Source organism: Plantibacter sp. CFBP 8798, from assembly GCF_014841195.1.
GTDB classification, from domain to species: domain Bacteria; phylum Actinomycetota; class Actinomycetes; order Actinomycetales; family Microbacteriaceae; genus Plantibacter; species Plantibacter auratus.
The window spans coordinates 766,731-792,401 of record NZ_JACYTS010000003.1 but is presented as its reverse complement, the minus strand read 5'-3'; the positions used below and the strand labels follow the sequence as shown (position 1 = coordinate 792,401).

At 69.5% G+C, this 25,671-nt stretch carries 17 protein-coding genes and 1 pseudogene; 9 read left to right on the top strand and 9 right to left on the bottom strand.

Annotated elements, in window-relative coordinates; all coding sequences use genetic code 11:
- Positions 1–121 precede the first annotated feature (121 nt).
- Positions 122–6,757 carry a DUF4011 domain-containing protein gene (locus IFU30_RS16255; RefSeq protein WP_342450884.1) on the top strand — a complete coding sequence of 2,212 codons (6,636 nt, stop codon included), beginning with the start codon at positions 122–124 and terminating at the stop codon, positions 6,755–6,757.
- Positions 6,758–6,821: 64 nt separating this feature from the next.
- Here IFU30_RS16255 and IFU30_RS16250 read toward each other — a convergent pair whose 3' ends face one another.
- Entirely contained in the window at positions 6,822–8,519 is a 1,698-nt protein-coding gene (locus IFU30_RS16250; protein WP_197977603.1) for a DUF726 domain-containing protein, read from the bottom strand.
- 246 nt (positions 8,520–8,765) lie between these two features.
- Between IFU30_RS16250 and IFU30_RS16245 the strand changes: the two genes are divergently transcribed.
- Both IFU30_RS16245 and IFU30_RS16240 read left to right on the top strand, forming a co-directional pair.
- A complete protein-coding gene (locus tag IFU30_RS16245) occupies positions 8,766–9,278 on the top strand; it encodes a hypothetical protein (RefSeq protein ID WP_192006076.1) in 513 nt (170 codons plus the stop codon).
- 223 nt (positions 9,279–9,501) lie between these two features.
- The gene (locus tag IFU30_RS16240) at positions 9,502–9,906 is read left to right on the top strand and encodes a hypothetical protein (protein ID WP_192006074.1); all 405 of its coding nucleotides are present in this window, start codon (positions 9,502–9,504) and stop codon (positions 9,904–9,906) included.
- Here IFU30_RS16240 and IFU30_RS20525 read toward each other — a convergent pair.
- The gene (locus IFU30_RS20525) at positions 9,878–10,327 is read right to left on the bottom strand and encodes a VOC family protein (RefSeq protein ID WP_249404907.1); all 450 of its coding nucleotides are present in this window, start codon (positions 10,325–10,327) and stop codon (positions 9,878–9,880) included. The genes IFU30_RS16240 and IFU30_RS20525 overlap by 29 nt on opposite strands.
- A 24-nt stretch (positions 10,328–10,351) precedes the next feature.
- Positions 10,352–11,197, bottom strand: a pseudogene (locus IFU30_RS20520) (LysR family transcriptional regulator); the annotation flags it as partial.
- Between the two features lie 160 nt (positions 11,198–11,357).
- Between IFU30_RS20520 and tdh the strand changes: the two are divergent.
- Positions 11,358–12,470, top strand: a complete 1,113-nt coding sequence (tdh, locus tag IFU30_RS16230; RefSeq protein WP_192006471.1) for an L-threonine 3-dehydrogenase — start codon at positions 11,358–11,360, stop codon at positions 12,468–12,470.
- A gap of 49 nt (positions 12,471–12,519) precedes the next feature.
- Positions 12,520–13,689 carry a glycine C-acetyltransferase gene (locus tag IFU30_RS16225; protein ID WP_192006070.1) on the top strand — a complete coding sequence of 390 codons (1,170 nt, stop codon included), beginning with the start codon at positions 12,520–12,522 and terminating at the stop codon, positions 13,687–13,689.
- Between the two features lie 9 nt (positions 13,690–13,698).
- Here the strand turns inward: IFU30_RS16225 and IFU30_RS16220 are convergent, their stop codons facing one another.
- Positions 13,699–14,244: a GNAT family N-acetyltransferase gene (locus IFU30_RS16220; RefSeq protein WP_249404843.1), complete on the bottom strand. Its 546-nt coding sequence runs from the start codon at positions 14,242–14,244 to the stop codon at positions 13,699–13,701.
- Positions 14,244–15,422, bottom strand: a complete 1,179-nt coding sequence (locus tag IFU30_RS16215; protein ID WP_192006068.1) for a Fic family protein — start codon at positions 15,420–15,422, stop codon at positions 14,244–14,246. The genes IFU30_RS16220 and IFU30_RS16215 overlap by 1 nt, the downstream gene beginning before the upstream one ends.
- Positions 15,423–15,575: 153 nt before the next feature.
- On the opposite strand from IFU30_RS16215, the gene IFU30_RS16210 reads away from it, so the two are divergent.
- Entirely contained in the window at positions 15,576–16,385 is an 810-nt protein-coding gene (locus tag IFU30_RS16210) for a MerR family DNA-binding transcriptional regulator (RefSeq protein WP_192006066.1), read from the top strand.
- A 59-nt stretch (positions 16,386–16,444) separates the two neighbouring features.
- Positions 16,445–17,767 carry a GNAT family N-acetyltransferase gene (locus tag IFU30_RS16205; RefSeq protein ID WP_192006064.1) on the top strand — a complete coding sequence of 441 codons (1,323 nt, stop codon included), beginning with the start codon at positions 16,445–16,447 and terminating at the stop codon, positions 17,765–17,767.
- Between the two features lie 42 nt (positions 17,768–17,809).
- Here IFU30_RS16205 and IFU30_RS16200 read toward each other — a convergent pair whose 3' ends face one another.
- Together IFU30_RS16200 and IFU30_RS16195 are read right to left on the bottom strand one after the other, a co-directional pair.
- On the bottom strand, positions 17,810–18,187 hold the full coding sequence (locus IFU30_RS16200; protein WP_124767467.1) for a bleomycin resistance protein: 378 nt from the start codon (positions 18,185–18,187) through the stop codon (positions 17,810–17,812).
- 38 nt (positions 18,188–18,225) lie between these two features.
- On the bottom strand, positions 18,226–19,062 hold the full coding sequence (locus IFU30_RS16195) for a dienelactone hydrolase family protein (RefSeq protein WP_192006062.1): 837 nt from the start codon (positions 19,060–19,062) through the stop codon (positions 18,226–18,228).
- Positions 19,063–19,228: 166 nt separating this feature from the next.
- Between IFU30_RS16195 and IFU30_RS16190 the strand changes: the two genes are divergently transcribed.
- Together IFU30_RS16190 and IFU30_RS16185 are read left to right on the top strand one after the other, a co-directional pair.
- The gene (locus IFU30_RS16190; RefSeq protein ID WP_192006060.1) at positions 19,229–22,321 is read left to right on the top strand and encodes a lamin tail domain-containing protein; all 3,093 of its coding nucleotides are present in this window, start codon (positions 19,229–19,231) and stop codon (positions 22,319–22,321) included.
- A 425-nt stretch (positions 22,322–22,746) separates the two neighbouring features.
- Positions 22,747–23,553, top strand: coding sequence for a MerR family transcriptional regulator (locus IFU30_RS16185; RefSeq protein ID WP_192006058.1), 807 nt, complete (start codon positions 22,747–22,749; stop codon positions 23,551–23,553).
- A 12-nt stretch (positions 23,554–23,565) separates the two neighbouring features.
- On the opposite strand, the gene IFU30_RS16180 is transcribed toward IFU30_RS16185, so the two are convergent.
- Entirely contained in the window at positions 23,566–24,450 is an 885-nt protein-coding gene (locus IFU30_RS16180; protein ID WP_192006056.1) for a DUF2268 domain-containing protein, read from the bottom strand.
- A 254-nt stretch (positions 24,451–24,704) separates the two neighbouring features.
- On the bottom strand, positions 24,705–25,670 hold the full coding sequence (locus IFU30_RS16175; RefSeq protein ID WP_192006054.1) for a BadF/BadG/BcrA/BcrD ATPase family protein: 966 nt from the start codon (positions 25,668–25,670) through the stop codon (positions 24,705–24,707).
- Position 25,671 lies beyond the last annotated feature (1 nt).

The window sequence follows — 25,671 nt, the reverse complement described above, 5'->3', positions numbered from 1 at the left end:
GGGTCGTGGCGACAACATCTCACTGTCGCGACACACGCACAGGGTGTAGTTCGGTCGCGGCCATCTGATGGACGAGGTCCGCGCCCGATTCAAACGCACCACCTCAATGAAAGGCCCACACGTGGACGCTTCTGAACTCAACTCCGCCGTCGGCGAGGGGCTCGAGCAGCTTGGGTTGGGGCTTCGCCCCGTCGTGGAGGGTGTGTTCGCCGAGGCGGTGCCCGGGGTCGAGTGGACGCGGGTGATCGAGGAGAAGGACCGCGCGGCCGGGATCGGGCACGGGCGGTACTCGGCGGCCGACGTGTCACTCATGCTTCGGGCGATGACCGAGCGGATCGGGGAGCTCGGGTACCCGTTCGACCGCGTGCTGTCGCGGAGCGCTCGCGGGTACGCGAGTGAGCTTCGGGAGGTTCGGAACGCCTGGGCTCACAACGCGGGGTTCACGGACCAGTCGGCGTATCGGGCGTTGGATTCGATGCAGTTGTTGTTGGAGAGTGTTGAGGCCGCGGAGCGGGCTGCGGTTGTGGGGGAGTTGAAGGGGCGGGTGTTGAGCCCCTCGACAAGCTCAGGGACCGGTGGGGTGGGCTCAGGGAGCGAGGCGGGTGCGTTGACGAAGACGGCGAGCGAAGACGAGATGGGCCCTTCGACAGGCTCAGGGACCGGGGCGGTTGCGTCGACCGGGTTGGCCGACGGTCGCGAAGCGGAAGATGGGCAGAGCGCCGCAGGCTCCATTTCCGTTGACGGCGCCGAAGGCTCCTTGTCTGCCGAAGACGCAGCCGCCGCCCCCTCAGCCGTCACCATCCGCGTCAGCGCGACGCCGACGCTCAGCTACGCGATGGCGCACTGCAGCATCGCGGTGATCGACGAGATCGTCCTCGAGAACCACGGCGGGGAACGCCGGGCGGCGTCCGTCGAGATCGACGTCGTCACCGCCGACGGCGCCCTCGCCGACACCAAGGTGTTCCTCGCCGACCTCGGCGAAGACCGCACCACCCTCCTCCGCAGCCCCGAGGTCCTCCTCGACCCCCGCTGCATGCTCCTCGTCGAAGAACAGCGCCCAGGCGTCATCCGCGTCACCGTGCGCGACGCCGCAGGCACCCAGCTCGGCACGGTCGAGAGCCCCGTCACCGTGCTCGCGTCCAACCAGTGGATCGCCGCACCCGTGCAGCTCGGCCTCGAACTCCTCGCCGCCCACGTGCAGCCCAACGCTCTCGTCGTCAGCGAACTCATGCTCGAGGTCTCCGACATCCTCGACCAGCAGACCGGCAACAGCTCCCTCGCCACCTACCAACTCGACGACCCCGCCCGCATCGACGCCATCGTCGCCGCCGTCTGGGACGCCGCCCGCGCCCGCGACATCCGCTACGCCGAACCACCCGCCAGCTGGGGCCAGAGCGGCCAGAAGGTCCGCACCCCCGAGGAAGTCCTCACCAGCCACCTCGGCACCTGCCTCGACACCACCATCCTGCTCGCATCCGTGCTCGAAGCCATCGGCATCCACCCCCTGCTCTGGCTGCTCAAGGACCACATCTTCCTCGGCTACTGGCGCGTCCAGACCACCCTCGACGTCGTCGCCAGCACCGACGTCTCCGAAGCCGTCAACTCCCTCGAACTCGGACGCATCGGCGTCGTCGAGACCACCATGCTCACCGGCACCTCCGCCACCTTCGCGGACGCCTCCCGCCGGCCCCACACCGACCACCTCGCCGGCTCGCTCGACGACTTCATCGGCGTCACCGACGTCGTCCAGGCCCGCCTCCGCAAGATCTACCCGCTGCCCAGCCGCCGGATCAACGCCGAGGGCGAACCCGTCGTCACCCTCTACCAGGCACCCGAAGCCCGTGCCCTCACGCAGGACGCCCCGGCCACCGCCGAGTCGACCGCCGCCGGCCACGGCCCCGACGTCCCCAAGCGCGTGTCCACCTGGAAGAACGCCCTCCTCGACCTCAGCCTCCGCAACAAGCTCATCAACTACACCGACCGCTCCGGCTTCGAACTCGCCGTCCCCGGCCCCGCCCTCGGCCGCCTCGAGGACAGCATCAACCACGGCACCTCGCTCACCCTCGTCGCCTCCGACAGCGTCGCGACGATCGACCAGCAGCGCGGCATCCGGTTCGGCCGCGATCTCGACGAGAGTGACCGCATCACCTTCCTCGACGATAAGAAGAGCGCCTTCATCGACGTCACCGAGGCCGCCTATCCGACGAAGCTCCGCGCCCTCGCCTACAAGGCCAAGACGATCGTCGAGGAGACCGGCGCCAACAACCTCTACCTCGCGTTCGGCATGCTGAGCTGGCGCTTCGGCGACCGCGACCTCCGCTCACCCCTCGTGCTCGTGCCCGTCACGCTCACGACCACGAGCCGCGGCTCCTCCTACCGCCTCACCCTCGACGAGTCGGGCTCCTCCACGCCCAACTACTGCCTGCTCGAGAAGCTGCGCCTGAGCTTCGGCCTCGAGATCCCCGGACTCGCCAACCCCGTCGAGGACGGCTCCGGCATCGACCTCCCGGCCGCGTTCACCGCCGTGCGTCAGGCGATCCTCGACGCCGGCCTCCCGTTCCGCGTGGAGGAGACGGCGTCGCTGTCGATCCTCCAGTTCGCGAAGTACCGGCTGTGGAAGGACCTCGACGAGAACTGGGAGACGCTCGCCTCCAACAGCCTCGTCGACCACCTCATCAACTCGCCGCTCGAGGCCTACGCCGACCCCACGCCCGCGCAGACCGACACCGACCTCGACCGCCTCGGCCTCGACTGCCCGGTCGCCGCCGACTCCTCCCAGCTCGACGCCGTCGCCGAAGCGGTCGCCGGCCGCACCTTCGTGCTCGAAGGCCCTCCCGGCACCGGCAAGTCGCAAACCATCACCAACCTCCTCGCCCGGTCGCTCGCCGAGGGTAAGAAGGTCCTGTTCGTCGCCGAGAAGCGTGCGGCGCTCAACGTCGTGAAGCAGCGACTCGAAGACGTCGGGCTCGGCGCGTTCTCGCTCGACCTCCACGACAAGGGCGCCAGGCCCAACGTCGTCCGCGCGCAGATCAAGACCGGCCTCGACCTGCGCACCAAGGCCGACATCGACGCGCTGAGCACCAACCGCGAGCTGTCCGAGTCCGGCCTCCGCACTCTCACCCGCTACGCCGATCGCCTCCACGAGGTCAACGCGGCTGGCTTCTCCCTGTACTCCGCGCGGAGTCGACTGCTCGCGATGGACCACGACCTCCTCCCGATGGCCATCCCCGAGCAGCTCGTCGCCGCCGGCACGCCCGAGGCGTTCGAGGAGCTGCGGCGGGTGTTCCGCGACCTCCCCGAGCGATCCGACCTCGCGCGCCCGAGCACGACGCACCCGTGGGCGTTCCTCGACGGCCCCTCGGCTCCCGGGCTGGACGCCGCGACCGTGCAGCAGGCCGCACGCGCACTGGACGCGGCCCTTGCAGCGACGCTCGACGACGGCCTCCCAATGGACGCCCTGCGTCTCGCGTCGCGACCCGACCTCCTCGGCCTCTGGTCGACCGCCGTCGCCGCACCGCGCCTGCCCATCGGCGCGCTCATGGCGGGAACGCGGCCCGAAGACTTCTCCCGGCTCGACGACGCTCTCGCCGCCGCCGAACAGCTCCGCGACGCCCAGGCCGAGTGGCGCTCGACCTTCACACCCGCCATCCTCGACCGCGACATCGCCGGCCCCCTCCACGCCGCCGAGCAGGCCGCGGCGTCGAGCTTCTTCGGTCGGAAGAAGCGACTGCGGGCCGCGCTCGCCCAGCTGAGTGACGTGCTGGCCGTCGACGCGACCTCGTTCAAGGTCAAGCAGCTCGTGCCGCAGCTCACGGAGGCGAAGGCGGCGCAGGACCGTCTCGTCCAGCTCCGTGGCACGCTCCGGTCCACCGCCCTGCCGCTCGTCGGCGACCGCTGGAACCCGCTCGTCGAACCGACCCAGCCCGTCCGCGAACTCCTCGGTTGGTATCGCTGGCTGTCGGAGGGCTTCCGCCTGCCGGGCAAGCCCGACGACGCGTTCATCACCGCCGTCCGCGACCACTACGCCACGACCCAGCCGTCGCAGCAGGCGGCCCAGGCGCTGACGACGCTCGCGAGCACCTGGAGCGACGTCCTGCGCACCGCGGCCGTCAGCACCGAGCGCCTGTCGGCGTGGTCGGGTGGCGAAGGCTTCCTGCAGGCCTGGTGGTCGACGCGCGATGCCCGCCGCCTCGACGCCGCCGAGCCCGTCGTCCTCGAACGCTGGCTCGACCTCGTGCGGGTCATCGAACCGCTCCGCACCCACGGTCTCGACGACGTCCGCGCCGCGATCCTCGCCGGTCGCATCGAGACCGAGGACGCGACGCTCGCCTTCGAGAAGGGCCTCGCGCAGGCGTCGATCGACGAGCGTGAGCGCACCACCACGCTCGACGCCTTCGACGCCACCGCCCACAACCGCAGCGTCACCCGCTTCACCACGAGCGTGAAGGCCGTGCGCGAGGAACTGCCGCGGGCGATCCCGGCGTCGGTGCTGGGCTTGCGGACGTTCAGCTCGCAGTCGGAGAGCGGCCAGGTCGGCGGCCTGCGTCGGCAGATCGACCGTCAGCGCGGCGGCATGAGCGTCCGCGCGCTGCTCGAGAACTTCGGCGAGCTCATCACGCAGATCATGCCGTGCACACTCGCGAGCCCGGAGTCGGTCGCGCGGTTCTTCCCGGCCGCCGCCGAGCTGTTCGACATCGTCGTGTTCGACGAGGCGTCGCAGATCCGGGTCGCCGACGCGATCGGGGCGATGGGGCGTTCGCGCTCGGTGGTCGTCGTTGGCGACAGCAAGCAGATGCCGCCGACGACGTTCGCCGAGGCCGGCGCGACGATCGACGACGACGCCGACTACACGAGCGAGGTGCTGCAGGACGAGGAGTCGATCCTCTCCGAGTGCGTGCAGGCGCGGGTGCCGAGCAAGTGGCTGTCGTGGCACTACCGCAGCCAGGACGAGTCGCTCATCGCGTTCTCGAACCATCACTACTACGACAGCCAGTTGTCGTCGTTCCCGGCACCGTTCGCGGGCGCGGGCGCGGGCGACGGTGGGGTGGCGGGTCACGGGCTGGCGTTCGTGCGACTCGACGGGCAGTTCGAGCGGGGTGGCCGCGGCAAGTCGCTGCGGACGAACCCGGTGGAGGCGCAGGCGATCGTCGAGGAGATCTCACGCCGCTTCGAAGCATCGCCGGACGAGACGCCGTCGCTCGGGGTCATCACCTTCAACGCGCAGCAGCGGACGTTGATCGAAGACCTGCTGCGAGACAGTGCCGACCCGCGGGTCGCGCTGGCGCTCGACGAGCAGGACGGGCTCTTCGTCAAGAACCTGGAGAACGTGCAGGGCGACGAGCGCGACACGATCCTGTTCTCGATCGCGTTCAGTGCGAACGAGAAGGGCGTGATCCCGTTGAACTTCGGTCCGCTCACGCGGGCCGGTGGCGAGCGGCGGTTGAACGTCGCGGTGACGCGTGCGCGCCGTCAGGTGGTGTTGTTCGCGAGCTTCGACCCTTCGGAGCTTCGGGCGGAGCAGACCTCGTCGATCGGCATCAAGCACCTGAAGGCCTACCTCGAGCTGGCGCAGCGGGGCAGTGAGGCCGCCGGCGAGGATGGACGTCGTCAGGCGATCAGCGACCGCCACCGCGACGAGATCGCCGACGAGCTGCGGTACGCCGGGCACGCCGTGCGGACTGATGTCGGGCTGTCGGACTTCCGCGTCGACATCAGCATCGCGACGGAGGCGGAGCCGGACCGGCCGCTGGTGGCGGTGCTGCTGGACGGGGCATCGTGGCGGGAGCGTCGGACGGTCGCGGACCGTGACGGACTGCCGGTCGAGGTGCTGAGTGGCCTGATGCGGTGGCCGGGAGTCGAGCGCGTGTGGTTGCCGGAGTGGCTGCACCACCGCGAGGAGGTGCTGGACCGGTTGGTCGCGGCGGTGGAGGCTGCGGCCGAGCGGGCTGCTGCGGGGAGTGCGACGGCGGAGGCGTCGGGTGTTACGGAGGCGGATCCGGCTGATGCGTCGGTTACCGATGAGGCCGATGTCGCTCCCGATGCTTCGGATGCACCCGCACCCGTTCGCAGCGCCCGAGTGCGCGAGTGGTCGGAGCGGCTGGCGTCGCTGGAGACTCTGTCGGAGTTCCGCGACCGCAAGGTCGGTTCGGCGCAGCCCGTCGAGGCGGCGCCGGTGCCGGACACGTCAGCGCGGCACCCGGAGCTCTCGGAGTACGAGCCCTGGGACGCTCCCACGTTGGGTGGGATCGAAGTGCTCGACCGCTTGCCCGGGCGGCAGTCGGTCGTCGCGGTGCAGGGCGCGATCCGCGCTGCGGTGGAGGCCGAGGGGCCGATCCACATGACGCGTCTGGCGAAGCTGGTCGCGGGTGCGTTCGGTCTCGACCGGGTGGTGGGTTCGCGGGCGAAGTCGATCCTCGACAAGGTCCCGGCCGAGTTGCTGGATCGCTCCGACGAACCGTTCGCCTGGCCGACGTCGATCGACCCACTCACCTGGCGTGGTGCGCGGCAGTCCTCGGCCGAAGCGGCCCGAGCGATCGAGCACATCTCCCTGGCGGAGATCGCGAACGCGATGGCGATCGCAGCGGAGGAATCCGCCGGTCTCTCGCCCGACGAACTCCGCCGCGAGACCCTCGCGATCTTCGGTGGCAAGCGAGTCACCGCCGCGATCGGAGCGCGCCTCGACGAGGCGCTCGAGTTCGGGTTGGCGTCCGGGCGTGTTCGGCAGAGCGGCGAGACCATCGTTGCTCAGACTGTTTGAGTCTTGGCTGCTTCGGTCGTTCAGAGTCTGAACGACCGAAACGCCTTGACCAAACGACTCCGCCTCAGACGAGTCGAACAGCTCCCAGATAGTCGGAGTGCGTAGCGACCTGGTCCGTCACATCGACATTCTGCAACTTGCTCGACGCGGGCGTGAAGCCCGTGAGTCCTGCCGCTGTCTCTCCGAATTGGGCCGTTTTGTACACGTACTTCAACACGGCGTCGTTACGAGAGTGATATCCGTAGACGACTTCATCTACGGCAGCGGTGAGCCCGTCCCAGTTGCTCTCTGCGCCGATCGCTGCGCCGAGAAGGTGGGCCGACTGGATCCTCGGGCCACCGGGCTTCGTCCCGAGTGTTTCTGCCGCGACGACCATGACCCGTGCACCCAAACTGTGGCCGATGAGTACGTACGATTCAGCGTTCGTGCGCGCCAGTAGGTCTCCGACGATGACACCCGTCTTGTCGGCTCGACTCTTCGCCACATGCCAGGGGTTCTTCGCGAGGTCGGTTGCGATCAACGCCGGCCCGATCAGACCGCCTACAAGCCTCCCGCCAATCTTTGTCGCCACCGCGGCGGCAGCCTGCGCCGCGAACGCGCCGCCGGCTTTGCTCGCGATCCCCGCGCTGAGCACTCCGAAGTCTCGGAGTTCCTTGGAGCCCCAGCGGACTCGATATACCGGGGAGTCGGGGTATCGGTCGCTGACAATCTTCCTCCAGCCTCCCCATTTCTCGCCCTCGCCGTCCGTGAGGAAACCGTTCGCAACGACCACGGGCACGCCTCCGTTGCCGGGACGGAGCAATTCGATACGGAAGGACTTGTCCTCTCGGACGTATGCGTTGGAAACCGATGCTCCAAGCGCGCCGCCGACCGCCGCACCCACAGCGGTCACGGCTGCGGTGCCGCCCGCCATACCGAGCCCGCCGGCTGCCAAGCTCCCACCCCCGAGAAGGGCAAGGCCGTGAGCAGAAGCCGCGGCGCCCGATAGTCCGCCGAACAACCCGAGCGAACCGATCGCGCCTCCGATCGCAGGTGCAGCGAGAAAGGTGAGCGGCACGGCGACGCCCACAGCGAGTGCGGCGCCGATCGTGATCTTGGATGCCTTATCGAGGTCGGGTTCTTCGTATCGCAGGAAGTCTTCGTAGTCGTGAAGGTCTCCGAACGGCCCATCGGCTTTTTCGAAGCCCGGGATGTCGTGGCGATGCTCTGCACAGAACTGTGGAAAGCGGATGGCCCCGCGGTCGCGGACAGCCAGATTGTCGCAGCCGAGTGCGACGCAAGGCAGCGTTGGCGATCCGCAGGCCTGACAGACATACACGGGAACCTGGCCAGCTGGACGGTTCGACTTCCGATGCTCGCTCTTGACGAAACAGGACGAACACCAGCCGTGTTCGACGTCGAGGAGCGACACATCGTCAGCGACGTCCGCGATCCATTGCGCGGTCTTCCCGTAGTCATCAGCACGCTTCTGTGCCATCTTGCGCGCACGTTCGATGAACTTGATGGCCGCCTTCTGCTCATCAGGATCGGCCACACTCAGTGCATCGACATTCGAGGTCGCACGAGCTGTGTACCAGGTCTTGGCGTGCGCCCACATGTTTCTGAGTAGCGCAGGGTTCGACTCGAGAACACCGCCGCTTTCAACGGCCGGTTCCAGGTCTGTCAGCTCACCGATGAGTGAGAGCGTCGCTCCTTGATCCGATACCACTCGGACGTTGAGATGCGTTCCGTCCATGACGTGGACGTGCAGGGAACCAGGCATGGCAGATGATCCTTGGATTGGGACCCGGCGTGAACCGATGGTGACATCGAAGCGATCGACGGAGCAGGTGACGGACCCGCGAACCGGGCCAAGCACAGTCTGGCGGGGGAGGGGCGGGGGTCATCAGTCCCAGAATGGGTCACGCGCCCGAGTTGTGGGAGTGTAGCGGAAGGTGGATCGACGAGCCCGGCATCTCCCGGCCAGCATCGACCACTCCGACTTGACCCGATGGAGAGTGACCTCCGCATGTCCGAAGCGCAACCCGAAATCGATCCCGGGGGAGACCCACCCGCGCCGACGAAGCTCACGCGAACGACGGCGGGACGGTTTCTGATCGCGTGCTCGATCATCGCGGCGATCGGTGCGATCGTCGTCGTCAGCGTTGTCGTCGGCGGATCGCGTCCTCCAGCCGTCCAGTCGGACAGCCAGTCCTCGATGCAGTCGCCGCCAGCTGACGCTCCTGCGCTGCAGACTGCAGATGATCCGATAGAACAAGCACGCGAGGTGGTTGGCGGCTCGTACTCCTACGAACGAGTGCAGCAGGCGACTGCCGCGGCGCTGGTCGCAACCGGTACGCCGGTGACGACCGACAACTTCTCCAGAGCCTGGAGTTCGGTCCTCGCTGTCACCGACAAGCTCGGTATCGAGCCGATGGAGGTCATGTTGTGCGTGCCAGAACTCGCTTCCTCCGAATCGGGCCTCACCTTTCCAGAGGTCGCTGCGCTCTGTGCCAGTGAGATCTATCTCGGCAAGCGGTGACGAAGGCGACCGACAATCGACTTCGAGCGGACCCGCTGGTGTTGGGGTTCTCGAGAGCAGACCCTGCGCCGCACCGTCATGAGGCGCGCGATCAGCGGCGGAGTAGCTCGTTTCACAGGCGACGTATGTGGCTTATGTCACCAGTGCATTGACGTCACTTCACCATGCGCCTAGCGTCGATGAGATGTTCGGCATCGGCCGACCGCAGCGGGGGAGGAGCCTGATGGGGAAGCCCTGGTACATCTTCACGGCCGCCGTGGCAGGCGCCATCGTGCTCGTGTGGCTCGTCCGGACGGTTCTCTGGCAGGAGGTCCCGCGGCCGATCGTCAGTGCGGTCTATGCGGTGATTGTCCTCTCGGCCGGCCTGGGATCCAACATGCTCCGGGATCGTCTCCTCGCGAAGGGTCGGGTCGACGAGTCGGCTGGTCTTGAGCGTGACCTATCCGTGACCGTCCGGGCCGGCAGCTTCAACGATCTCCTGCTCGTCTGCCTCGGGCTCGGCGGAATCTTCCTGCTCAGCGGCAACACCATCGCCGGGCTCGGCTGCGTCGGCCTGGTCATCATCGCGATCGTCAGCGTCGAGACACGGGCGGCGCTGCTCAGACGTCGTCAGCCCGTGACCCGCTGAGACCAGGATCAGCGACCACCTCGACCTTGAACCCTGACTCGTTCTCGAGCCAGCCCGCGTAGTGCTGCTCGCCACCGGCGTGCGGATAGCGGTCCTGGTACAGCGGCTGCCAGCCATGTTCAGGACCCGCCGTCATGATCGCGTCGACAGTCGCCCGCGTGCCGCCGCGGAACGCGAGATGGTTCACGCCCGGACGTCGCCGATCATGCGACTCCGCGCTGAGGTTCGGCGACGCCGTCAGCGTGACGTAGGTGTCGCCGGCCTCCCAGGACTCGCCGCCCGGCCACTCGCTCTCCTGGGAGAACCCGACGCGCGACAGCAGCCAGGCCCAACCCGCCCGCTCCGCCTCCACGTCCGCGAGCCACACCTCGACGTGATGCAGCCCGGGACCGGTCGGCGCCGACGGACGCTCCCGCTGCAGTGCATCAGCTCCGTCCTGCAGTCGCTCCAGCGTCCCCGCCACTGCCACTCGAGCCAGCGCGTGCGGCCGCGCGAGCACGTCGATGTTGCGCGCGATCCGCACGTCCTCGAGCGGCACGAGCACCAATCGCGGGTCGGCCCGCGGCGCCGTGTACCGGGGGAACAACGCCAGCAGCACTCCGCCCACGATGAGCGACGCGGCCAGGTGGTAGTCGTTCACCCGATGCGCGCGATGGAAGCGCACTCCCGCCGTCGCCTCGACCACCCCGAGCGCGACATCCGGCGCGAAGCCCGCGTGGGCGGCGATCCACGACTCGTCCGCGAGCTCGACCGCCGACACCGACGATCGCCCAGCGAGCGGATGGTCCACCGACATCGCCACGTCGAACGGCTCGCTCAGCAGCGTCGTCACCGACAGCTGCTCCGACGGCCACGGCTCGTCATGGTCCATCCGGTGCGCGATGACGAGGTCGTACTGATCGACGAGCTCGGCGAACTCGGGTTGCGCGACATCATGCTCGCCGAACACCAGCGACGGTCCGCCGTCAGCGTCCTCCAGTAACTCCGGCAGCAACGCCTGCCCCGCACTCTGGAACGCCGCCACTCGCACCCGCGCCCCGGTGTCGCCGCCGTATTCGCGCACCGTCTCGGCCGCACGGTCGATCAGCGTGTGCACCGTCCCCGCCATCTCGGCCAGTGCCATGCCCGCCTCGGTCAGCCGGATCTCGCGCCCCACCCGATACGTCAACGCGACGCCCAGCTCGCGATGCAGGGCGGCCAGCTGCTGCGAGATCGCCGGCGCCGTGACATGCAGGTGCCGCGCGACCGCCGCGATCGTCCCGCGCTCGGCCAGCTCGCGCATGATCCGCATCTGAGAGAGATTCATCAGCTCAAGCTAACTGGTCACGTGGAAACCCTCAATATTCATGACGGATCGATCTGACTACGTTGGTCACCAGGACAGCGCAACGACGCCCGTCCGCGACAGCCGGCACCACCGGCCGCCGCCGCTCCCGCAGGAAGGAACGCCGTTGCTCGCCCTCTGGAAACGACCCGACACCGCTGGTTTCGAACTCGTCGAGCGCGCGATGCCGGCCATGGGTTCCGACGACGTCCTGATCCGCGTCCACCGCACCGGCATCTGCGGCACCGACCTCCACATCGAGTCGTGGGACCCGTGGGCGGCCGGCGCGGTCGACGCCCCGCTCGTCCCCGGCCACGAGTTCTCCGGCGAGGTCGTCGAGGTCGGCAGCCGCGTCGAGGGGATCCCCGTCGGCGCAGCGGTCTCCGGTGAGGGCCACCTCGTCTGTGGCACGTGCCGCAACTGCCGATCCGGCCGCCGCCACCTCTGCCGTCACACCCGCGGCCTCGGCGTCAACCTCGACGGTGCCTTCGCCGAGTACGTCGTCCTGCCAGCCACCAACGTGTGGGTCCACGGCGACCAGGTCACCCCCGACCTCGGCGCACTCTTCGACCCCCTCGGCAACGCCGTCCACACCGCCCTCAGCTTCCCGATCCTCGGCGAAGACGTCCTCATCACCGGCTGCGGCCCCATCGGGCTCATGGCCATCGCCGTCTGCCGGGTCGCCGGGGCGCGCAACATCGTCGCGACCGACGTCGTCGCCGACCGCCTCGAGAAGGCCCTCGCCGTCGGGGCTGACCGCGTGGTCGACGTCTCGAAGGAGCGGGTCGCCGACGCCCAGGCCGAGCTCGGCATGCTCGAAGGCTTCGACATCGGCCTCGAGATGTCCGGACAGGCCGCCGCCGCCAGCGAGCTCATCGAGAACCTCAACACCGGAGGCAAGGTCGCGCTCCTTGGCCTCCCCTCGACCAACATCGAGATCGACTGGACCAAGGTCATCACCCGCATGATCACCATCAAGGGCATCTACGGCCGCGAGATGTTCGACACCTGGCACCACGCGAGCGCGATGGTCGACCACAGCCCCGAGCTCCGCAACGCCCTCGAGTCGCTCGTCACTGCCCGCTTCCCGCTCGCCTTTTGGCAGGACGCGTTCGACACCGCGCGCGGGGGAGCGGCCGGCAAGGTGCTCATCGACTGGACCGACACCCGCGACGTCGTCATCACCGGCGTCATCGACGAACAGGCACCGGTCGCCGCCCACGCCGCGACCGCCGCCTGAGCGACCGCCACACTCAGCTCAACCGCCCACTCGACCCCGAGGAGACGACATGTACGGCACCATCAAGACGCAACTGCGCGACCAGCTCGACCGCATCGAGGCCGACGACCTCACGAAGCGCGAGTTCGCGATCACGTCCCGCCAGGGCAGTCACGTGACGATTGACGGCCGCGAGGTGCGGAACTTCTGCGCCAACAACTACCTCGGCCTCGCCAACGAGCCGTCGATCGTCGATGCGGCGAAGGTGGCGCTCGACGAGTGGGGCTACGGGCTCGCGAGTGTCCGCTTCATCTGCGGCACGCAGCAGATCCACCGCGACCTCGAGCAGGAGCTGAGCGCCTTCCTCGGCACGGAGGACACCATCCTGTTCTCCTCCTGTTTCGACGCGAACGGGGCCGTGTTCGGTGCGCTGTTCGGCGAGCACGACGCGATCATCTCCGACGCGCTCAACCACGCGTCGCTCATCGACGGCATCCGCCTGAGCAAGGCCCGCCGCTTGCGCTATCGCAACCGCAACATGGCCGACCTCGAGCAACAGCTCATGAACGCCGCCGACGCGCGTCGCACCGTGATCGTCACCGACGGCGTGTTCTCGATGGACGGCTTCTACGCGCCCTTGGACGAGATCTGCGACCTCGCCGACCGCTACGGCGCGCTCGTCCTCGTCGACGACTCGCACGCCGTCGGCTTCGTCGGCCCGGGTGGTCGCGGAACGCCGGAGTTGTTCGGTGTGCAGGACCGGGTCGACATCCTCACCGGCACCCTCGGCAAGGCGCTCGGCGGTGCGTCGGGCGGGTATGTGAGTGCGAAGCAGGAGATCGTCGACGTGCTGCGGCAGTCGGGCCGGCCGTACCTCTTCTCGAACAGCCTGGCGCCGTCGCTGGTCGCCGGAGCGCGTCGGGCCGTGGAGCTCGCGGCGGAGGGTGACGACCTGCGCGAGGGACTGTTCCGCAAGGCGGACCTGTTCCGTGCCCGCATGACCGAGGAGGGCTTCCGTTTGCTGGAAGGCTCGCACCCGATCATCCCGGTGATGTTCGACGACGAGCAGCAGGCGGTGCAGGTCGCGGCGCGGATGTTGGAGCAGGGCATCTACGTGATCCCGTTCAGCTTCCCGGTGGTGCCCCGCGGCGAGGCTCGCATCCGCGTGCAGATCAGTGCCGCGCACAGCGAGCAGGACATCGAGGACTGCGTCGCGGCCTTCGTGGCGGCGCGGGGGTAGGGGCAGCGGCTACTCAGCGAGGTGATCGGCGTCGCTGAGGGCGGCCGTCGATCGAAGTCGCATGCTCAGCACATGCCGCACCGACCCGTCTGCCCCGAGGTCGTCGTCCACGCGCCGCATGCCGATCTTCTCCGCCACGCGCGACGACGCCCGGTTGTCGGGGTGGACTATCGCGACGAGCTCTGACGAGTCCGTGTGCTCCTGGGCGAAGTCCCGACTGGCGGCGGCGGCCTCGGTCGCGAACCCTCGACCCTGCCAGGCGGGGCTCACGTGGTACCCGACCTCGAGCTTCCGGACGCCGTTGACCCGCTGCCAGGTCAGGCCGCAGTCGCCGACGAAGTCGCCGTCGTGGGTCTCGATGATCCACAGTCCGAAGCCGTACTTTGCGTAGTTGTCCTCGTTCCAGGCGATCCACGCCGCGGCCTGCTCGCGGGTCTTCGGTGACGGGTAGAACTCCATGACTGCGCGGTCGCCGAGGAGCTTCGCCATGTCGTCGAGGTCCGCCGGCGTCATGGGCCGGAAACGCAGGTGCTCCGTGTCGTGGGGAAGCGCCATCAGCCGCGCCGCATGCTGCGCGCAGCGAACCCGTCGAGCGCTGCCAGAACGGGAGGCGCAGTCCAGAGACGGTTCCGCTGTCGCGACGAGCCGACCGTGAGGATGCCACGGTCTACGAGGGTGTCGAGGGTGTTGAAGACCGTGCGATCTGAGGCGTCGAGATGTTCGCGCACGAGTCGACTGTTCATCACCGGATGCTCCAGTGCCAGCGCCGTGATGAGGTGCGCGGCCGAATCGGCGCGGATGTCGCGCAAGGCCTGCTGCCATGCGGCCCGGATGGTCTCGATCTCCTCCACCAATGTCCGTCCGTTGGCGATCGCGAGGAACGCACCGTCGGCGAAGACGTGGACGATCGGCTCGACGTCGCCCTGCCGATAGCTGGTGAGTGCAGCGAAGTAGTCGTCGCGCTGTTGCAGGATGCCGGCTGAGATGGGCACAGTGACCCCGCTGGTCAGTCCGACTCGCCGGAGGGCGGCCTGCACCAGCGCTCGACCGGTGCGCCCGTTGCCGTCAGGGAACGGGTGGATGGTCTCGAATTGCGCGTGAGCGACGGCGATCGCAGCGAGCGGGAGGGGTGCCGGTCGGAGGGAGTAGGCGATGAAGTCGTCCATCGCCGCTGCGACACGGTCATGGTGCGGCGGAACGAAGTCCGCTTCATGCGGACCGAAGTTGCCGCCCCCGATCCAGACCTGCTCGTCGCGATATCGGCCGGTGATCTCCGGTGCCGATGTGCCGAGGAGCTGCTCCTGCATGGCGATGATCGTCGTGTTGGAGAGCTCGTCCGATGCCGCGAGTGCTGCCTCGAGAGCTCGAACATTGGCGACGATGAGCGGTGCGTTCCCGGTATCACGCTCGTCCAACTCGGCCTCGGCGATCGCCTTCGCGCTGCTCGTCAGGTTCTCGATCTGCGAGCTCGACGCCGATTCGCTCCGCAGCAGGATCGACGAGAAGGGCGCGGTGACGTGACCGACCTCGCTGTCGAAACGGATGATCCGTTCCTGCGCTTCGCCCAGCAGCTCCACGAGACCATCCGACAAGCGGATGTCGAGGTCCGCGATCGGCGGCGGGACCGCGGCGTCGTATGGCTGTGCGAGGAGCAGCCGCTCGCGCTTCGGCAACGCGTCGGGAGCGATACGCGACCGCCAGGGCCGCTGTTCATACGTGACAGCGGTCGTCATCGTCCCCTCCTGTTTCCCGGCCGAAGTTGCAGTTACGACAGCCGTTAGTGAAGTTTAGGCGCTTATCCTTCACTAAGGAACCTTCGGGGTGCGGTTTGGGCGCCGATGTCAGCGGTTTGACTCTCCCGTAGGGGGAGGCGTGATGCTTGAAGCATGTTGCACATCGGAGAGTTCGCAGGCATGACCGGGTTGAGCGTGAAGGCGCTCCGCCACTACGACGAGAAGGGCGTCCTGGTTCCGGCCGACGTCGATCCCGACTCCGGCTACCGCCGCTACGGCGAGGAGCAGGTGCGCTCGGGCGTGATCGTGAAGGCCCTCCGCGATGCCGGCGTCCCCCTCGCCGCGGTGGGTGTCTCCGTCGCAGGCGCCGAACCGTCGACCGCGATCGACGTGCACCACCGCCTGGTCCTGGAGCAGCGCGAGCAGGAGGGCCGCGCGTTCGCGCAGGCCCGCTCGGTCGTCGCGTCGCTCGCGGCACCGGTCGAGATCGTCGAACGCGAGCTCCCGCCCCAGCCCTATGTCGGCCGGGTGCTGACCGTGCCGCGCGGCGACGAGGACGCCGTGACGGACGACGACGCGAACGAGCAGTTCTCGCAGCTCTACGTCGCCCTGCAGGAGGCCGGGGTCGGCCCGACGGGCACGTTCTGGACCGCGCTCCGACCGGGCGAGCAGGGGGCGGTCGAGATCGTCTGCTGCTGGCCGACCTCGTCGCAGCTCGAACCGACGTGGGGTGGTGACGAGACCACGGTCGACGTGCTGCCCGAGCGGACCGAGCTCGCCGCGGTCTGGCGATCCGAACCGGGCGTCGAGCTCCCCGAGGGATCGACCCACCCCGCGGTGGTCGCCCTGTTCGACGCGATCGCGGAGCGCGGCATCACGATGCCGACCACGGAGCTGCGGCAGCGGGTGCTCGGCCAGACCGCCGACGAGTACACGGTCGAGGTGTCGATCACCCTGCCGTGAGGTCGCTCTCCCACCGCGCTTCCCGGGGGCGTGTCAGGCCGGGTCGTTAGGCTGGAGTCGTGGCCAACAGCAAAGATTTCGACGCCCGTTACGAGCTCCGTGAGTTCCCGTTCGCGAACGGGGCCGACGGTGAACCGACCCCGGAGAGCCTCGCGGCCCTCGACGCCATCGGATTCGGCTTCCACGAGTCCACCCCCAAGCCGGAGGCGCGCAAGCGCAAGGTGAACGAACTCATCGCCGACGAAGCGGTGCTGCTCGGCGCCTACGTCCGCAAGCCGCAGCCCGGTTCGGTCGACGAGACCTGGCCCGCGGGCACCTTCTCCTGGTTCCCGAAGGCGCTCAGCTGGGGCGACGGCACCAGCATCAACACGCAGGCGATCTCCGACGTCACGGTCCGCCCGACCGAACGACGCCGCGGCATCCTGCGCCGCATGATGACGCAGGCTCTCGAGCGCGGCGTCGCCGATGGCTATGCGATCGCGGCCCTCACCGCCAGCGAGGGCACGATCTACCGTCGGTTCGGATTCGGCTCCGCGATCCGTGAGCGCAACGTCGTCGTGAAGCGCGCGAAGGCACTGCCGTTCCTCGCGCCGACGAGCGGCATCGTGTCCGTCGTCACGCCCGAGTACCTGGTCGACGGCGTCGCACGTCAGGTGTTCGATCGCTTCGACGAGCGTTCGATCGGGTCCATGGTCCGCAACACCGGGTCGTGGCCGCTGGTCCTCGGCACGCTCGGTCGCGACGGTGAACCGGCGAAGGACACCCGCGCCGCCGTGCACCGTCCCGCCGACGGCGAGGAGGTCGACGGCTACGTCACGTGGCGCATGGTCGAGCAGCCCGGCGGACAGACCGGCATCGAGATCATCGACCTCGTCTACGCGACCGACGCGGCCTACCTGTCGCTCTGGGAGTTCCTGCTCTCCATCGACCTCAACGACGTCGTGAAGTACAACCGCGCCCGCCTCGACGACCCGATCGTCTCGGCCCTCGGCGACAATCGCGCCTACGACATCGAGCACGAAGAGGACCACGTGTGGCTGCGCGTCCTCGACCTCCCGGCCGTCCTCGCGTCGCGTCCGTTCGCGGTCGACGGCTCGTTGACGATCGCCGTGACCGACGCGCTCGGCTACGCGGCGGGCACGTTCCGCCTCGAGGTGACCGGTGGTCACGGCACGGCTACGAAGCTGAGCGACGAGACCGACGCTGCCGGCGCCGACCTCGCGCTCGACGTCGCCGACCTCGGTTCGCTCCTGCTCGGCGCGGTCTCGCCGGTGTCGCTCGCCGCAGCCGGTGTGCTGCAAGCGGCCGACCCTGCTGCGCCGCTCCTGCTGCGATCGATGCTCCAGACGCCGCGCGCGCCGCACGGGATCACCTTCTTCTAGGCGGTCCCGAGCAGCGACCCGCGGATGCCGCGCCGTCGCGGATCAGTCGCGTTGCTCGATGAGGGTGAGTTGCGTGCCGTCCGGGTCGATGAGGAATCCGGCCCGGAGTCCCCAATCCTGCATCCGGACCGGATGCAGGCGAGGCGCGCCGACGGTCGCCTCGGGGACTCCTGAACGTCGGATGGCGTCGTAGAGTTCGTCGACGTCGGCCACACGCAGGCAGCACATGAAGTTACTCGATGCCGGGTCGAGGTCGGGTGCGGGGAAGAACTCGAGCTGCAGACCACCGCGGACGAGGATCAACCAGCCCTCGTCTCGGAACGTGCGCTCGAAGCCGAACGCCGAGTAGAACGTCTCCGTCGCGTCGAAGCTGCGGGACGGCAGGTTCGGTGTCGCGCGATCGTGTCGTGTCGAGGTCATGGAGTCGATGATCGCAGCGCGACCGTCGTCGGGGAAGGTCAGGCCGACGTGATCGGTGTCGCGAGTCGTTCGCGGAGGAAGGCGACCACGCGCTTGCGGGCCTCGAACGCCGGGTGGCCGTCGCGTTCGCGGACCTCGCCGGTGAGGACCGAGTGGGCGGTCTTCGAAAAGCCGGCGGCGTTGCCGGGGGAGGAGTCGAGTTCGATGACTTCGAACGCGTCGCCGAGCGTGGCCGCGATGGTCGCGAAGCGCTCCCGCGGGACGGCCCGATCCTCGCTGAAGCGGAGACCGAGTGCGCAGACCGAGCCCTGAGCCGCACGGGCCGCGACGGTGTCGAACTCGGCGGCGGACATCCCGGGGTCGATGCGGCGGGCCCGGCTGACGGGGAACGGCGTGGACGGCTGGCTCATGACGGAGGCGAGGACGTGCTCGTCGACGGCCGCCGCGAGCGCGAATCCGCCGGTGAAGCACATGCCGATGACGCCGACGCCAGGGCCCGGTGTGCGGGCCGCGAGGTCGGCGGCCAGTGCCCGGACGTGGTCGGCGACCGGTCGGTGGGCGCCGGTCGCGAACGCCTTGAACTCGGCGGAGACGCAGACCTTGCTGACACTCGCGAGCGTGTAGCCGAGGGTCCCCTCGTGCCCGGGCGTCCCGAACGGCGAGGGGATCGCGACGGTGAAGCCCTCCGCGACGAGGTGCTCCGCGAGCCCGAGGACCTCGGGCGTGAGTCCGGGCAGCTCGGGGATGAGGACGACGCCCGGCCCGGACCCTTTCTCGAAGCGGTCGTGCGTGACGCCGCCGCCGGTGAACGGGGTCCGCACCCAGCCGGTGAGGTCTGCGCGCGGAGCGGTGTCGGTGGTCGCGTCGTCGGTCATGGGGTGAGCGTAGTCCTGGTCGCTGCGTCCGATCTGCTGGATCGTGGCACGTCCCGCCTGGGAAGCCACCCGCCGTTCACCTCCCGGTCACCGCCGCTCCTCCACCCGGCCACCCCGCGCCGATGGGATGGAACACGATCCCCGTCCCTTCGTGCCCTGGAGACCCATGCCCCGCCTCACCCGTGTGTTGACGATGACCGCCGCGTGCGCCATCGGTGCAACCGCCCTCATCGCGACGCCCGCCGCCGCCATCGCCGCCCCAGCGCCGGGGCTCCAGATCAACGAGATCGAGTCCTCCGGGGGCGTCCCCGGCGACTGGATCGAGTTCACCAACACCGCGTCGACCGCGGTCACGCTCGACGGCTGGGTCGTGAAGGACAACAAGGACGACAAGCCCTACGCGTTCCCGGCCGGCACCGTCGTCCAGCCCGGTGCGTTCCTCGTCGTCGACGAGGACCAGCTCGGGTTCGGCCTCGGCAAGGAGGACTCGGTCCGCCTGTTCGACCCGACCGCCGCGATCGCCGACGAGTACTCGTGGACCGCACACGCGCCGGTCACCTACGGCGTCACCGCCGACCGCGCCGGCTGGGCCGAGACCACCGAGTCGACGAAGGGCGCCGCGAACGTTTTCACCGCACCCGAGGTCCCGGAGACCGACGGCGCGATCCGCATCAACGAGATCGACTCGCAGCCATCCGACTGGGTCGAGTTCTTCAACCCCGGCACGACGGCGCTCGACATCTCGCGCTACGAGATCCGCGACAACTCCGACGACCACCGCTGGCAGTTCCTGCCCGGCACGTCGATCGCCCCCGGCGAGTTCCTCGTGGTCGACGAAGCGACGATCGGCCTGGTCGGCGGCACCGAGACGCAGGGAGCGTTCCGCGAGCCGATCGGCATCGGCAGCGCCGACGAGATCCGCCTGTTCGACGCGACCGGCACGCTCATCGACCGCTCGGGAACGTGGAGCGGCCACGCGGCCATCGACGGTGACTTCATCGCCGCGACGCTCGCCCGCTGCCCCGACGGTGAAGGGGACTTCACGCTCGCACGCATCACCAAGGGTGCCGCGAACGACTGCGTCCTCCCGAACGTCGCGATCAACGAGGTCGAGTCGAACAAGGACACGACCGACTGGGTCGAGATCGTCAACCTCGAGGCGACCGCGCTGGACATCTCCGGCTGGACGCTCATGGACAACGACCCGGTGGGCCACGCCGCCGACACGACCCCGCTGCCCGCGGGCACGATCCTCGAGCCCGGCGCCTACTTCGTCTTCGACCAGAATGTGAACTTCGCGTTCGGGCTCGGCAACGGCGACACCACCACCGTGCGGAACGCCGCCGGCGCGACGGTCGCCGAGTACACCTACGCGGCCCACGCGGACGGCGTCTTCGCGCGCTGCCCCGACGGCACGGGCGAGTTCGTCGACACCGCCGTCTCCACCAAGGGCCTGCGCAACGCCTGCGGCAACCCCGTGCGCATCAACGAGGTCGAGTCCGACGGCGGCTCGCCCGACGACTGGATCGAGCTCGTCAACCCGACGACCGTCGCGCTCGACGTCTCCGGCATCGTCGTGAAGGACGACGACGACACCCACGCCTACGCCATCCCCACCGGCACGAGCATCGCGGCCGGCGGCTACCTCGTCATCGAGCGCGCAGCCCTCGGCTTCGGGCTCGGCGGCGGCGACACGGTCCGTCTGTTCGAGGGCGACGCATTGCTCGACTCGACCACCTGGGGCGAGGGGCACCCGGCGAACACCTGGGGACGCTGCCCCGACGCGACCGGCGCCTTCGCTGCGACGGCCGAGGCCACCAAGGGCACGGCCAACGTCTGCGCCGGTGAGATCCCGGTCGGTCCGTGGCCCGGATCGCCCGACGTGACGGTGCTCGACACCACGCCGATGTTCCTCGAGGACAGCTCCGGCCTCGACACCCAGGTCACCGCCGACGGCGCGTTCCTCTGGGCCGTCGACAACGGCACCGGCTCGTTCTGGAAGCTCGCGATCGCCGCCGACGGTTCGGTCTCGTTCGTCGACGGTTGGGAGAACGGCAAGCGCGCCCGCTTCCAGAAGGACGCGTCGAACCCCTCCGCTGCCGGCCCCGACACCGAGGGCATCACCGTCGACGGCGCAGGTTCCGTCTACGTCGGCGTCGAGCGCGACAACAGCGTGAAGGGCACGACGCTCAACGCCGTGCTGAAGGTCGACCCGAACGCGCCCGGCCCGGATGTGGTCGCGTCGCAGGAGTGGGACCTCACGGCCCTGCTGCCGACGGTCGGCGCGAACCTCGGTGTCGAGGCCGTCGAGTGGGTGGCCGACGGCGACCTCGCCGGCAAGCTCTTCGACGACAACACGAAGGCGACGTACGACCCGGCGAACTATGCGGGCCACGGTGACGGACTGTTCTTCGTCGGCGTCGAGGACACCGGCGACGTGTACGCGTTCGCACTGAACGCCGACGGCTCGGCCACGCTGATCTCGACGATCGACCCGGGCCTCCCGGCGGTCATGGCGCTCGACTACGACACGACGCTCGGCGTGCTGTGGGCCGTGTGCGACGACGGCTGCGCGGGTACCGGTGCGCAGATCACGCTGAACGGGACCGAGCAGCCGGGGATCGCTCAGGTCGAGCGACCGGCGGGCCTGCCCGACCTCAACAACGAGGGCTTCGCGACCGCGCCGGCCTCCCTGTCGGTCGACGGCAAGCGTCCCGTGTACTGGTTCGCCGACGGCTACGCCTCCGAGGCCCTGCGTCTCGGGTCGCTGCCAGGCACGACCACGCCGCCCGTGACGCCCCCGACCGGTGGGGTCACGCCACTGCCCGGGACGAGCCTCACCGAGGCCAACCGCGGTGCGATCACGCTCGCGGACACCGTGCGGCGGGGCGAGACCGTGACGGTCGGCCTCGAGGACCGCTTCGCCGCGACGGCCGTCGAGGTGTGGCTGTACTCGACGCCGGCGCGGATCGCCGCCGGCACGACGAACGCCGCCGGTGACCTGCTGGCGACGATCCCGGCCGACGCGACGTTTGGCGACCACCGGGTCGCGGTGTACGCGGCGGACGGCTCGCTCATCGGCTGGACCGAGGTGCGGATCGTCGCGGCCGACGGGACGAGCGTCGACGGTTCAGCGTCGGGTGGGGCGCTCGCGACGACGGGTACCGAGCTGCCGTTCGGCACGATCGGTGCGGGGGTCCTGCTGGTCCTTCTCGGTGGAGTCCTCGTCGCGATGCGTGCGCGTCGCCGGGCGGCCTGACCGACTGAAGGTCCTACGGCCCCGGGAGCGCACTGCTCCCGGGGCCGTTCGCGTCACCGGTCGGGCTCGCCCGGTGTGTGGTGGTGGTGCCAGCGCGGTGCGCTGACGTGAGCGCGGGTCTGGCGCGTGGGCGCGGGTCTCCGGAGGGGTGCGCTCGCGTGTGTCGGGCGCGGTCACGCCGGGAGGTGCACACTCGCGCCGAGTGCGGCGCACTCACGTGAGCGCACCGCCCTAGCGAGTTCGGTTCCGGTGTCAGCGCGGTGCGCTGGGGCTGACCGCGGGTCTGGCGCGTGGGCGCGGGTCTCCGGAGGGGTGCGCTCGCTGGTGTGGGCCGCGCCCACGCCGGGTCGGGTGCACTCGCGTCAGCGCACCGCGCTGGCAGCAGGCAGAGGACGCAGGTCGGGCCCGGGTGCGATGCTGGGTGGATGGACGAGCACGGGAGGACCGAGGGTGGCGTGACCGTCGGTCGGGCGGCCGCCGAGATCGGGGTCAGCGTGCGGACGCTGCACCACTGGGACGAGATCGGCGTCGCGAAACCGTCCGGAAGGAACCAGAGCGGCTACCGCTCGTACCTGTCCGTCGACATCGCCCGACTCCGCCGGGTCGTGCTCCTGCGCGACCTCGGGGTCCCGCTCGCACGCATCCCCACCCTCCTCAGCGCACCGGCCGCGGAACGACGCGCTGAGCTCACGCAGCGCCGCCGCGAGCTCGCCGACACGATCGCCCGGCTCGAAGCCGTCGCCCGGTCCGTCGACCGCCTGCTCGAAGCCGACGAGGTCGGCGTGCTCGTCCCTGAGGAGGAGCACGAAGCGGTGTTCGGCGACGACTGGAACCCCACGATGGCCGAGACCGCCCGCGCCCGCTGGGGTGACTCCGCGCAGTGGGCCGAGTACGCCGAACGGTCTGCGACCCGCACGCCGGACGACTGGCGGGCGCTGGTCGGGCCCATGCGCGACCTGGTCGACGAACTCGCCGAGGCCAAGCGCGCCGGCGTCGTCGCCGGAAGCGAGACGGCGAACACCCTCGCCGAACGGTATCGCGCCGCCCTCAGCGAGTACTTCCACTGCACGCCGTCCATGCACGTGATCATCGGTCGCCTCGCCCTCACCGAGCCCGGCATGGCCGACACCTACGACCGGATCGAACCCGGCCTCGCCGCGTGGCTCTCGCAGGTCATCGACGCGAATGCGCGCAGCCACGGTGTCGACCCCGAGACCGCCGTCTGGGAGTGACAGTGATCCGCCTCAGCCCAGCTCGCGGAGTGCCACCTCGATGATCGTCGCGCTCGGAACGTGCAGCGCCTCGGCGGCGGTCGTCCCCGTCGCCGACAGGTAGGCGTCGACGAGACGGTTGCCCGCTGCATACCCGGCACCCATCGGCAGACCGACCGGCTCGCCCCCGTATCGCAGCGCGGCTTCGTCACCGTGCACCCACGAGACGAAGTGCTGCATCCCGCCGACGTCCAGACCCTCGACGACCCGGTCGAACACCGCGTCGTCGTCGAGGTGCGCGAGACCGATCGGCGTGTAGCCGGACGGTCCGTGCAACTGCCGGGCGAACGCGTCCGCGAGCCCCTCCGACACCACCTGCTCACCGACCACGACGGCCGCCGGATCCCACACCACCCCGCCCGGCGCGTATCGCAGATTGTGGTTGAGTTCGTGGACGGCGGCCGCCTCGAGGCGCGCGAGGTTCTCCTCCGTCGGCCAGAGGACGAGGGAGATGAACCCGGTCGCGCTGCCGTTGCCGATGAACCCGCGGATCGACTCCATGAAGTAGGTGTCGTCGGGGTCGCCGAGGACGAGCAGGACGGTGATGTCGGGGACGACAAGGGTCGGGACCGCGTCGAGCTGGGTGGCGATCGCCGCGTCGAGTGCCCGCGAGACTCGTCCCCACGCGTCCGCTGCAACGAGTCGGTCGAGGGCATCGACGACCCGATCCTGGCTCCGATCGATCGGGAACCCCGAGCCTATCGAGTGCATGGCGAGCAGGTCGACCTCGCCCGGGAAGTACCGGTACATGTCGGCGACGGGCTCGAGCATGGCGCGGAGTCGCGCGGGTCGTTCGGCTTCCGGTGCATCGAGGACGGAACGCATGCCGCTGGCGGTGTCGAGGATCGTGATCGTCATGGTGACGACGCTAAAGCCTCACGCCGCGTGAGGGTCAAGTGCCCTACCCCGGGAAGCTGCCAGCGCGGTGCGCTGACGCGAGTGCGGTGTACGCGACGTGACCGCTGCACAACTAGCGTGGCCGCTGCGCAACCGGCGTGACCGCGCCCCGCGCGCGTGAGCGCGACCCTCCGGAGACCCGCGCTCACGCGTCAGACCCGCGGTCGCGTCAGCGCACCGCGCCGGCCCATGGCGACGGCGGGCGGAGGAGCGGGCTACCGGGAGCGCAGCACCTCGAGCGCCTGGGGCGAGAGCGGCGACCCGGCGCGCTTCGCGGCGTACAGCGCGGCGCCGATCGCCGGACCCAAGAGCGGGGTCCGGAGTTCGTACCGGGCGGGCAGCGCCGCGACGGCCTGCTCGAAACCCGACCGCACCGGCTCAGCGGAGAACACCCCGCCCGAGTACGACACCGGAACGACCTCGTCGCCGCTGAAACCGAGCTCCACGCGGGTCGCCTCGACGATCTCCGCCAGCTCCCCGCTCGCGTCGGCCAGGATCCGCGCCGCGACCTCGTCACCCTGCTCGGCCGCAGCGACGACCGTCTTCGCGAGATCCGCGATCCGGCCGCGCTGACCCTTCCAGCGGTTCATGACGACGTCGATCACATCGAGGTCGCTCGTGATCCCGACCCTCGCCCGCACGAGGTCGACGAGAGGACCGCGCGGCAGGCGACCATCGCTCATCCGCGTGAAGGCGTTCAAGCCCCGGGCGGCGATCCAGTACGCCGACCCTTCGTCGCCGAACAGTTCGCTCCACCCGCCGACCCGGTGCCCGCGGCCACGGCGCTCGCCGTACGTCATGGAGCCGGTTCCGCTGATGACGTTGATCCCATCGACGGCGCCGAGCGATCCGGCCCACCCGCACACCATGTCGTTGTCGCAGGAGAACCGGTCATGTCCGAGCACGTCGCGCGGCAGCGCATCGAGGTGGGCGATGTCGGAACTCACCTCGCCGTACCCGGGCAGACCGAAGAAGGCCTGATCGATGTGGGCGGTCGTGACGCCCGCCTGCCGGCACACCTCCGAGACGCCCTCGGTGAGGATGCGACCGACCAGCTCGATCCCCTCGTCGAAGTAGTAGCAGCTCGCCGTCCTCGCTTCCGCGAGCACCCGTCCGGCGTCGTCGAGCAGCACGAAGGCCGTCTTCGACCCGCCACCGTCGACGCCGAGGTACCGCGCCACG